10 protein-coding genes are annotated in these 10949 nt (G+C 61.3%); 1 reads left to right on the top strand and 9 read right to left on the bottom strand.

The genetic code is table 11. The features are described from left to right. Window positions 1-83: 83 nt before the first annotated feature. From ACCC96_RS12900 to ACCC96_RS12875, 6 genes are read right to left on the bottom strand one after another with little or no spacing between them, the layout of a single operon-like run. Complete coding sequence (locus ACCC96_RS12900; RefSeq protein ID WP_413696030.1) at window positions 84-1766, bottom strand: AMP-binding protein; 1683 nt, start codon at window positions 1764-1766, stop codon at window positions 84-86. Beyond that, complete coding sequence (locus tag ACCC96_RS12895) at window positions 1763-2308, bottom strand: hypothetical protein (RefSeq protein ID WP_258672115.1); 546 nt, start codon at window positions 2306-2308, stop codon at window positions 1763-1765. The genes ACCC96_RS12900 and ACCC96_RS12895 overlap by 4 nt, the downstream gene beginning before the upstream one ends. Further along, entirely contained in the window at window positions 2305-2559 is a 255-nt protein-coding gene (locus ACCC96_RS12890) for an acyl carrier protein (protein ID WP_111453912.1), read from the bottom strand. The genes ACCC96_RS12895 and ACCC96_RS12890 overlap by 4 nt, the downstream gene beginning before the upstream one ends. Window positions 2560-2568: 9 nt before the next feature. Further along, window positions 2569-2844, bottom strand: a complete 276-nt coding sequence (locus ACCC96_RS12885) for a phosphopantetheine-binding protein (protein ID WP_018928588.1) — start codon at window positions 2842-2844, stop codon at window positions 2569-2571. Beyond that, window positions 2822-3634 carry a lysophospholipid acyltransferase family protein gene (locus ACCC96_RS12880; RefSeq protein WP_413696029.1) on the bottom strand — a complete coding sequence of 271 codons (813 nt, stop codon included), beginning with the start codon at window positions 3632-3634 and terminating at the stop codon, window positions 2822-2824. The genes ACCC96_RS12885 and ACCC96_RS12880 overlap by 23 nt, the downstream gene beginning before the upstream one ends. Continuing rightward, complete coding sequence (locus ACCC96_RS12875; RefSeq protein ID WP_413696028.1) at window positions 3610-4335, bottom strand: beta-ketoacyl synthase chain length factor; 726 nt, start codon at window positions 4333-4335, stop codon at window positions 3610-3612. Before ACCC96_RS12875 ends, ACCC96_RS12880 begins: the two co-directional genes overlap by 25 nt. Before the next feature lie 356 nt (window positions 4336-4691). Between ACCC96_RS12875 and ACCC96_RS12870 the strand changes: the two genes are divergently transcribed. Continuing rightward, a complete protein-coding gene (locus ACCC96_RS12870; RefSeq protein WP_018928585.1) occupies window positions 4692-5462 on the top strand; it encodes a ParA family protein in 771 nt (256 codons plus the stop codon). Window positions 5463-5469: 7 nt separating this feature from the next. On the opposite strand, the gene trxC is transcribed toward ACCC96_RS12870, so the two are convergent. The 3 genes from trxC to mscK all read right to left on the bottom strand — a co-directional run bounded on the left by trxC (window position 5470) and on the right by mscK (window position 10941). Then, window positions 5470-5904 (bottom strand): thioredoxin TrxC, encoded by a 435-nt coding sequence (gene trxC / locus ACCC96_RS12865; protein ID WP_413696027.1) that lies wholly within the window; start codon window positions 5902-5904, stop codon window positions 5470-5472. Window positions 5905-6078: 174 nt separating this feature from the next. Next, window positions 6079-7542, bottom strand: coding sequence for a protein adenylyltransferase SelO (gene selO, locus ACCC96_RS12860; protein WP_413696026.1), 1464 nt, complete (start codon window positions 7540-7542; stop codon window positions 6079-6081). 48 nt (window positions 7543-7590) lie between these two features. Then, window positions 7591-10941 carry a mechanosensitive channel MscK gene (mscK, locus tag ACCC96_RS12855; protein WP_413696025.1) on the bottom strand — a complete coding sequence of 1117 codons (3351 nt, stop codon included), beginning with the start codon at window positions 10939-10941 and terminating at the stop codon, window positions 7591-7593. Window positions 10942-10949 lie beyond the last annotated feature (8 nt).

The following is a 10949-nucleotide window of genomic DNA, read 5'->3' as shown; positions in this document are numbered from 1 at the left end:
GCGAAGCGCTCGCCATTAAATCTGCGCCGGATGGTTTTGGGGCCGCTTCGCAGCCCAGCGGGAGCAAGCTCCCTCGCCACAGGTTATGCATCGCTGGTAGCCTCCAGCAAAATCCGCCCGCTGGAGCAGGTGGCGGTTTCGTTGCGATAGGCGAAATACAATTTGCCGCGCGCCGGGTCGAAGCGCAGGTGCAACTGGATTTCATCGCCAGGGCGTACCAGTTGCTGGAATTTCAGCACTTCCATGCCGGCGAACTTTGCCGGCAGGTCCATCAATTGCTGGCCCAGGCTCATTGCCCACTCCACTTGCACCACGCCGGGCAATACCGGGGCCCGGGGAAAGTGTCCGCTGAAATACGCCAGGTCCGGCGGGACGGCCAGTTGCAGGCTCCACTCACCATCGGCTTCGACCTGCTCCAGCACTTGCGGCGCCTTTGGGCGGGGCGCCAGCAGCAAGGCTTCAACCTCAGCCTGGGGCAGTTTGCCCTGCGCGTTCAGCGGCAACTGCCGCAACAGGCGCCAGCGTCGTGGCAGGGCCAGCGTTTCACAGTGCTGGCTCAGATGCTGACGCAACGCTTGCGTGAGGCTGCGTCGTCCCTGATTGCGCAACGCGTGCATACCTCGCTCGCTGAGCACCAGCAGCGCCCCCAATGAGGCGCGGTTTTCCTGAACCACTCCCAGGCGCGCTTCGGCGACCCAGGCGTGCGCCATCAGCGCGTGTTCGAGCATGGGTAGCGAGATACGTTTTTCTTCCAGTTTGACGATCCGGTCCAGTCGCCCCAACAGCTCGAAACGGCCGTCGGCGGCGATGCGCGCGGCATCGGCGGTGTGTTCGATATGACCTGCCGGCAGGTATGGCGATGCGATAAGCAGGGCGCCATCGCTGTCCTGGCTCAGCTCCACGCCGGCGAAGGGCTGCCAGAGAGCCTGACCCTGACGCCAGGCGATGCCACCGGTTTCCGAGCTGCCGAGGATCTCGGTCGGCCATTGTTGCAGGCGTTCGTAAAGGCTTTGCGAGGCTTCGGCGGGTAACGCGCCACCGGAGGAGAACACTCGGCGCACTGCGCTCAGCGCTGGCCAGTCGAGGTTGTCGCCCATGCGCTTGAGCAATGCCGGGCTGGCAACCCAGGCGAAGGCCGGGTGTTCGCGGCTGGCGCGTTGCAAGTCTTCCGGGAAAGCCAGTTGCTTGCGCACGAACGAACGCCCGGCGCACAGCGGCCACAACACCCGAAACAGCAAGCCGTAGATGTGCTGGGTGGCGACGCTGCCGATGATGCAGGCTTCGCCCAGATCTGCGCCCCACAATTGCTCCAGCGCTTCGACTTCATTGGCCAGTTGGCGCAGGGTTTTATCGATGCGCTTGGGTTCGCCGCTGGAGCCGGAGGTGCACAGGCTCAGCTGACAACGATCCAGGTCCAGCGGGTGGGCTGGCAGCGGCGGATGCCGATAATCGCTCAGGTGTGCATCGTCGGCCTGATCGGTCAGCCACAGATCGACCTCGGTCGACCAGCGCTGGCGCGTCTGCGCTTGCAGGTCGGCGGGCAGCAGTACGCTGACCCCGGCACGCCAGGCGCCGAGCAGGGCAATGGCCAGGTCGGCGGCGTCTTCAAGGTGCACGGCGATGCGCTGCACACCCTGGGCTTGCAGGCCGGCAGCCAGGCTCAGGGCCCGGTCGCACAATTGCGCGTGATTCAACGCCGGCTCCGCCGTCACGGCACGCTCCGGCTGAGCCTTGAGCAGCAGTTGCTCAAGTTTTATCCAATTCATGGGTGGCCTCGTACCCGTTGTCGTATCAGCCATTCAATGGCAAACATCAGGCCGATCAATCCATAGGAGATCAGGCCGGTGTACAACATCCACCAGCTCAGCGGCGCCCAAAGGGTCAGGGCGGCGGCGCACAAACCGTTGCAAAGAAAAAACACGCTCCAGGCAATGGTCACCTGGCGGGTGTAGCGAATGGCCCTGGGCGGTAATTCCGGTTCTCGCAGGCGGGCCAGGCGTTCGACCATCGGCGGGCCGTATTTCAGGCTAAGACCGAACAGCACCAGCATGAACGCGCTGATCAGCACTGGGTACCAGCGCAGCAGCACCGGGCTGTCGAACGCTGCCAGCAGCAGGCAGAACGCGATGGCGACCGTGGACATCCACAGGCTGCCGGGGCGCCGTTCGCCGGTCAGTGCTCGCGCCAGCCACAGGCTGCCCAGCAGCAGACCGAACTGCCACGGGGCAAAATGCTCCATGCCGAAATACACCGCAAAGGGGTACAGCAGGCCTGCGAGCAGCAGGCCAAGGCCGATCAGTCGGCTCATGCGGCGGGCTGAACCAGACGGTAGACCGCCTCGACCACGTCGCTGACGGTACGCACCGATTTGAATTCTTCGGCGGCGATTTTCTTGCCGGTCTGGCGTTTGATGTGATCGATCAGGTCGACCGCATCGATGCTGTCGATTTCCAGATCCTGGTACAGGTTGGATTCCAGGTTGATGCGCTCGGGGTCCAGCTCGAAGAGTTCGACCAGAGCATCGCGCAGGGTGTTGAAAATATCGTCACGAGTTTGCATGGTCCGGTCTCAAGCTGCCTGTTTTGCAGTGACGAACGCCGCAAGGCTCGCCACGTTGCTGAAGTGATTACGGGTGTCCTTGGCGTCGGCATCGATTTTGATACCGTACTTTTTCTGGATCGCCAGGCCGAGTTCCAGTGCGTCTACCGAGTCCAGGCCCAGGCCTTCGCCGAACAGCGTCTGGTTGTCGCCGATGTCGTCGACGCTGATGTCTTCGAGGCCCAGGGCTTCGATGATCAGCTCTTTGATTTCCTGCATCAGGCTAACGGTGTTCTGATCGCTCATCTTCGGCGAGCTCCTTGATAAAGTAAGAGTGCAAATAGTCGTTGAGCTTGCGCGAGGCCTGGGGTGCAGGGCCTTGCGTAGCGAAGGCCTGCGGGTCTATATCGGCCCCGACGCGAAAACTGAAGTGCACGCGGCGTTTGGGGATCCGATACCAGGGTTCGGCCTTGGTCAATGTGGTCGGGTTGACCTTGATAATCACCGGGGTGAGGATTCTCGCACCGCGCAGCGCGATTGCCGCCGCCCCCCGATGAAAGGCCGGCGGTTGGCCGGGTCGGGTCCGGGTGCCCTCGGGAAAGATGATCAGGGTCTGACCGCTTTTCAGCGCGTCGGCAGCGGCGTCGAGCATGTCCATGCTGCCATCGTTGCTGATGTATTCGGTACAGCGTAGCGGACCGCGAGTGAACGGGTTTTCCCAGAGGCTTTTCTTGACCACGCAATTGGCGTGGCGCACCAGGCCGATCAAAAACACCACATCGATCAGCGAGGGGTGGTTGGCGACGATCATCTGGCCTGGGTGCCCGAGCTTTTCCGCCCCCTGAATGTCATAGGTCAGCACGCCACTGCGTGCCATGAACCGAATGAAAAACCAGAAACACCGACTGACCGTATGTCGCGCGCGCTGACGATGGACCTGAGCGTCTCCTGGCAGGCAGTTCAACAGCGGGAACACCACCAGTCGCAGGCACAGGCTGCTCAACCCGAACAGGGTAAAGCTTGCGGCGGTGGCCAGCAGGCGCCAGTAGTAGGCGTCGCGGTTTTTATCGGTTACGGGTTGCGTTGCCAGGTCCATACACGATTTTTCCAGACATGTTGGCAGGTAGTCTGCTGGCCGAGCAGCGTATGCAACAGATTCAGGGCATGGGGCCAGCGGGCTTTGGACAACGTGTGCGGGGCGCTGTTCAGCGACAGTTGCCACTGATTGCCGGGGGTGATCAACAGGCCGACTGCGTAAGGGAATGGCACATCATCGATCCAGGCCGAGTAGGCGGCGGGCGGTTGCTCTTCGGTGACGATCAGCAGTACTGCGGGCGCGCCTTCCTCAAGCAGCGCCGCGGCCTCTAGCATGCCGTGTTCAAGGCCATCGCCAGCGGCGGCGAGGGCGGTCATTTCGCTGGTTTCGCCACGCATGATCGACCACAGGCCGATGACCGCGTTGTGCACCGAGAGGCTGAACTGGGTGGGCGATAACGGTTGGTCGGTCGCCAGATCGCTGAGAATTTCGAAGGTGCGCGGGGTTTCGCCGTGGCGAGAAATAAAGACCAACGGTAAATTCGGATGACCATCGGCCAAGGGCCAGCCGACACTGAACGCCATCCGCGCCAGACGGCTGAGTCTCCGACGCTGCATGGCCGGCAGAAACGACACATCCGGGGCGGCATCGCTGGGCTCGAGGACGACCGGTTGTCGGCTCCAGGCCTGCCAATCATCCACGCTTTCAAGCCCAGGGGCCCAAGCGCGCCATTGGGCGATGTTGAAGTTGATCACAGACATTCATCCCGCCCCTGCGGGCTTCCTTTAACGCGGTGAGTCGCAAGAACCGCGGCTGACCTGACGTGGCGCTTAACGCCGAGTGGCGCGCATTATCCCGGTGCTGCGGGCGTGTAGCAAATGCTGGTTACATTTTGCGCAACGAAATGTACCGTCTGGTTCGCGAAAAGCTGTCATTTGGCCATTATCCACAATGCGGCGGACATGTCTGTCGGCACTGTCGGCTATCAATGGACGAGTTGGCAGCTTTTCCGGCCAGAGATTTGCCTATGACTGTGTAGTCTAGATGCTGGCGAGGTAGCTAAGCAGCGATGTGGACTACTACACTCGGTCATTCTTTGATACACGGAGGTTTAGACATGCGGCGCGTGGTGTTCAATCAGAAAGGTGGCGTGGGCAAATCAAGCATTGCCTGCAATCTGGCGGCGGTCAGCGCCAGCGAAGGCTATCGCACGTTATTGGTGGATCTCGATGCCCAGGCCAACTCCACTCAATACCTGACGGGGCTCACCGGTGAGGATATCCCGATGGGTATCGCCGACTTCTTCAAGCAGACCCTGTCCTCCGGGCCGTTCTCGAAGAAAGGTCAGGTCGACATCTACGAAACTCCGTTCGACAACCTTCACGTCATCACTGCCACCGCCGAGCTGGCAGACTTGCAGCCCAAGCTTGAGGCCAAACACAAGATCAACAAGCTGCGTAAATTGCTCGAGGAGCTGGACGGTGATTACGACCGGATCTACCTCGACACCCCGCCAGCGCTGAATTTCTATGCTGTCTCGGCCTTGATCGCCGCTGATCGTGTGCTGATCCCCTTCGACTGCGACAGCTTCTCGCGCCAAGCGCTGTATGGGCTGTTGGCGGAAATCGAAGAGTTGAAGGACGACCACAATGAAGGGCTGGAAGTCGAAGGCATTGTCGTCAACCAGTTCCAGGCCCGCGCCAGCCTGCCCCAGCAAATCCTCGACGAACTGATCGCCGAAGGGCTGCCGGTGCTGCCGGTGTACCTGGCGAGTTCGGTGCGCATGCGCGAATCCCATCAGGCCAACACGCCGCTGATCCACCTCGACCCGCGGCACAAGCTGACCCAGCAATTCGTCGAACTGCACAACCTGTTGGAAAATGCCTGAAAGGCAATCAGATCCCCTGGCTGCGCAACCAGCTCATCAACTGCGGTAACGGGAAGGCCCCGCTTTGGCGAGCCACTTCCCGGCCGTTCTTGAACAGAATCAGGCTCGGGATCGAGCGAATCCCCAGCTGCGCCGACAACTGTTGATTCGCCTCGCTGTCCAGCTTGGCCAACCGACACTTGCCCGCCAATTGCCCCGCCGCTTGCTCGAACACCGGCGCAAACGATTTGCACGGCCCGCACCAATCCGCCCACACGTCCACCAGCAACGGCAGGTCACCCTTGATCTGACTGGCGTAATCGCCTTGCTTCAGTTCGAACGGCTTGCTCAGCAGGACATCAGCCTTGCAGCGGCCGCATTTTGGATGATCGTTGAGGCGTTCGGCGGGGATGCGGTTCAGGCCGTTGCAGTGGGGGCAGGGGATGAGGAGTGGGTCGGTCATGATCGGGTTCCGGATGAGTAGGCAATCTATGGAACTGATCTGGAGTCGGAAATGATGTTTATCAAGGCGCAAGTTTGTACGCAATAACCTGGTGGAGATCATAGGCGACCCTATCGAAGCCTATGACCAAAAGCGCCGGCGAGCACCCGTCTGAATATTCAGTGTTGTTCAGTCTCACGACGAACAACTGATCTCCAGATGTTTGCCCCATTCCGGTGGCCGCTCGGCGTAGCTCTCCATTCCAGGCTGCTCCTCGAACGGATTGCTCAATACCGCGTGCAAGCGACGAACTTCTGAATAGTCGCCGCTTTCCGCCGCATCGATGGCTTTTTGCGCCAGATAATTGCGCAGGATGTACAGCGGATTGACCGCATGCATTCGTTTGCGGCGCTGCTCCTGATCAATCATGCCTTCACGGGCAACCCGGGCGGCGTAGAGCTCGCCCCACGCATCGAAACCCTTGATGTCGACAAAGTCATCGCGCAACCGGGCGACAGCCAGCTCCGGTGCCTCATCGCCCAGGCGGCGGAAGAACAGGCTGTAATCGACGCCGCTGTTCTGCATCAGTTGCAGCAGCTGCTCCAGCAGTTTCTGGTCGTCGTCTTCGGCGGTAGTAAGGCCGAGGCGGCGGCGCATCAGGTCCAGGTAGTGGGCCTGGAACAGTGGCAGGTACAGGCCGAGGGTTTCGCGCAGGGCTTCGACGCTGATGAACGGTGTCAGGGCCTGGGCGAGGGCGCTGAGGTTCCACTGGCCAATCGGTACCTGGTTGCTGAAGGAGTAGCGGCCCTGGTCATCGGAGTGGTTGCAGATGAAGTGGGCGTCGAAGTCGTCGAGGAAGGCGAACGGGCCGAAGTCGAAGGTGATGCCGAGGATCGACATGTTGTCGGTGTTCATCACGCCGTGGCAGAACCCATAGGCCTGCCATTTGGCGATCAGTTCGGCATTACGCTCGACAATTTCGCGGAACATCGCCAGGTACGGGTCCGGCTGCTCCAGGCAGTGCGGGAAGTGCATGGCCAGCACGTGCTCGCCGAGTTCTTTCTGCTGCTCGGGGCGCTTGGTGTAGTAGAAAAATTCGAAGTGCCCGAAACGCACATGGCTCGGCGACAGGCGCAGGACCATGGCCGCGCGCTCCTGTTTCTCGCGCCAGACCGGCGTGTCGGAGCCGATCACGCACAGTGCGCGCGTGGTGGGAATGTTCAGGGCATGCAGGGCTTCGGAGGCAAGGAACTCGCGGATCGAGGAGCGCAGCACTGCCCGTCCATCGCCCATGCGTGAGTAAGGCGTCTGACCGGCACCCTTGAGGTGCAGGTCCCAATGCTCGCCGGCTTCGTTATAGACCTCGCCCAGCAACAGGCCGCGACCGTCGCCCAACTGCGGGTTATAGGAGCCGAATTGATGTCCGGAGTAGACCATCGCCCGCGGCTCGGCTTCGGCCCACAGCTTGTGGCCGCCGAACAGCTCGGCGAACACTGGCGTTTCGGCCTCGGCCGGGTCCAGGTCCAGCAGCGCCATGGCGGCGGGGCTGGCGACCACCAGTCGCGGAGCCGCAATGGGCTCAGGCAGTACGTGGGTTGAGAACGCATCGCCCAGGCGGGCGAAGCGATTGTCGAAGGTCAGTTCGTCGAGGGCTTTCAACGGCCATCTCCAGCAGAATGTCCGAGCATTCTGCTAGGGATAGCGCGCTTAGTCGAGTTCGACAGGCGGTGGCTCTTGCCGCGGTTTGCTGGTGGGTGCCGGAACAACGGTTTTGGTTTCCGGCTCAACCGGGACCATTTTGTATTCCTGGCCCTGAAGGTTCTTGAGATAGACCTCCATCTGCCGGAACGAGATGTTGATGTGCTGCTTCTTGAACTCGCGGTTGATGAAGCGGTTGACCTCATCGAGCACCGGGTTACGGTCACCGAGGTCACGCACATGCATGCGCAACTCGTGGTCGAGGGTGCTTTCGCCGAAATTCAGGAAGTACACCTGGGGTTCCGGGTCCTTCAGCACGCGCGGGTTATTGCGGGCTGCCTTGAGCAACAGTTCTTTCACCAGGTCCAGGTCCGAGCCGTAGTCGACGCCGAGCTTGAGGGTCACCCGGGTGATGGTGTCGGTCAGCGACCAGTTGATCAGTTGCCCGGTGATGAACGTCTTGTTCGGGACGATGATGTCCTTGCGATCGAAGTCGGTGATGGTCGTGGCACGGATGCGGATCTTGCTCACCGTGCCCGACAGGTTGCCGATGGTGATGGTGTCGCCGATCCGCACCGGGCGTTCGAACAGGATCATGATGCCGGAGATGAAGTTGGCGAAGATTTCCTGCATCCCGAAACCGAGACCCACCGACAGCGCTGCCACCAGCCATTGCAACTTGTCCCAGCTCACGCCGAGCGTGGACAGGGTCGAGACGAAACCGACACCGGCGATCACATAGGACAGCAACGTGGTCGTGGCGTAGGAACTGCCTTGGGCCAGGTTGAGCTTGGACAGCACAAACACTTCCAGCAGACCCGGCAAGTTGCGCGCCAGCGCGAAGGTGATGCCGATGATGATCAGCGCGCCAAGCATGTCGCCGATGCTGATCGGCACCATGCTCATGTTGGCGCCGGTGCCGCTGGTGTATTCGTAGAGGGTGATGTTGTCCAGGTACGAGAACACCGAGATCAGGTCCGACCAGACCCAGTACAGTGCCGCGATGAAACCGCCGAGCAGGGCCAGGCGGATCAGTCGCAGGGACTGCTCGTTAACCTTCTCGATGTCCAGGGTCGGCTCTTCGATCACCGCTTCGCCGTCGCCAGCCTCTTTCGCGGCCTGGCGTTTGGCCAGGGCGCGCTGATAGGCCAGGCGGCGTGCCGCAACGCTGAGGCCGCGCACGAAGGTGGCTTCGATCACCAGCCAGAACATCAGCAGGTACAGGGTGTTGATCAACCGGTCGCTGAGTTTCAGCGCGGTGTAGTAGTAGCCGAAGCACACGGCGACGAACAACGCGATCGGCAGGACAGTGAACATGATTCCCACGGCCTTGCGGAACAGCGAGGCGTTTTCATGGGTTGGGCTGCTGACCAGCAGGCGGCTGAGCAGCCAGGCCATCAAGGCGTAGCAAGTCAGCACCACCGGCATGCCAAGCACGTCATCGGCCAGCACCGCCGGTTGCAGCTCGGCGACCGCCACCACCGTCACCAGGGCCATCACCACCAGCCCGAGCCGGCGAATCCAGCCTTGAAGGAATTCGACCTGGGGCTTTTCCCAGCGGAAATGCAGTTCGGCCACGCCACCCGGCGCGAGGATGCGGTAGGCGGTGTAGAACACCAGCCAGGCCTGGGCCATCTGCAGCAGTGCCGCGCCCATATTGGCGTTCTGCCCGCGGGCGTCGATCTGCAAGGCCAGGCCGCACAAGGCCAGACCCAGGGAAACCGGCATCGCCAGCAGGATATTGATCAGAATCGCTTGCGGGGTGTGCCACTGGCTGTCGCGCTTGAAGTGGCCGATGTCCTGATGAACTTTGCTCAGGCGGGCATAGAGATTTTTGCGGCGCCACAGCAGCGCGCCGATCAGCAGGGCCAGCGGCAGGAACAGCAGCGGCCGCTGCGTCAGGCCATCGGCCAATTCGCTCAGGCTCGAAGCCCACGGCAGGGTCGTGACCTGGCGTTGCAGGCGTTCCGGCACGCCGTGCATCCACTCAAGATCCAGCGGCTTGTTGCTGGGAATCCAGAACATCTGCTCGTCCAGCGTAGCCCGCAGACTTTGCGCGGTGCTGAGCAGTTGTTTCTGGTTGAGTTGCAGCGTGATGGATTCGTTGAGCACCGCGCTCAGTTCGCGATTCAAGCGCTCCAACAGGTCCGCACGGGTGTTGGCCAGGTCCAGCAAACTCTTGCGCAGTTGCGGGGTGACTTGCTCGGGTGGTTGAGTCGCCAGCAGGTTATCGACGTAGGTGATCGGGTTGCTGAGCAGTTCCCGTTGCTGGCTGACTTCGAACTGATACAGGCGAATGTCGGCAATCTGGTCGGCCAGATCGCGGTCGAGCCTTAGACGCGGCAGGGCCTGTTTCTGTTTGTAGAGAATCTTGGAGAGCAGCAGGCTGCCCTTGAGCACGTTGATCTGTTCGTCCAGCGCCGAGTCGCTCTGGGTCACGCTGTCCAGTTGCTGCTTGGTCTGCAGGTTCTGTTGAGTGACTTCGTTGAGGCGGTCGGTGCTTTTGAGCAGGTAGTCGGAGAGCTTCAGGTTGGCCGCGCTTTCGGTGGCCAGCAGGCTACTGCCACCGGCCTTCTGCGCCTCGATGGACTGCTGGGTCACGGTCTCTTGCGACTGGGCCAGGCGTTTCTGGTTGATCAGGGTTTGCAGGTCCTGGATCTCCTGATCCAGGCGATCGGATTTTTCCGACAGCAAGTCGTGCTGGCTGTTGCCCAGGTCCTGCAACAGGCTGTTGCCGGCCAGTTCCTGGCGACGCAACGGAATCAAGGCGTTCAGTGCCGCAAGCTCGGCGTTGAGCTGATCGCGTTGCTCGGCGGTCAGGGTCTTGCCGCTGTCCTTGCCGAGCTTGAGGATGTTGTTGATCTGCTGGATGCGCGTCTGGCTGGAGGAGATCTCGGCCTGGGCACGCTCGGGGCGGGTCTGGGCGGTAATGATCAGGCTGTTCGCTTCGGCCAGGGCTTTCTGCAAATCGCTTTGCTGAGTGGAGCGTTCGGTCAGCAGTTGTTCGAGCTGCTGAATCGTCTCTTTGGTATAGCGTTGCCCCACCGGCACCACTCTGGTGGCCTTGAGGCGGGTCAGCTCGCGCTGGTTCTCGATGTTCTGCCTTGGAGCGTTGGTCAATTGCTGCTTGAGATCGATCAGCTTCTGGTCGTAATCACGCCGGTTGTTGAGCTGGGTGAGCGTGCTCTGCAGGACCGCTTGCAGGGCTTTCTGATCGGCCTCCGGCAGTTTGCGGTCGGCGATCTTGTCCAGGCTCGCCTGCACGGCTTCGCTGGATGGCGGCTCGGCGGCTTGCAGCGTGTTGATGGAAAGACTCAAGCCCAGCAGGGCCATGATGAAAAAGGTGCGCAGAGTTGACATAGAGACCG

The organism is Pseudomonas sp. Pseusp11 (assembly GCF_047304405.1).
GTDB lineage: Bacteria > Pseudomonadota > Gammaproteobacteria > Pseudomonadales > Pseudomonadaceae > Aquipseudomonas.
This window is presented reverse-complemented; position numbering and strand designations above follow the sequence as displayed.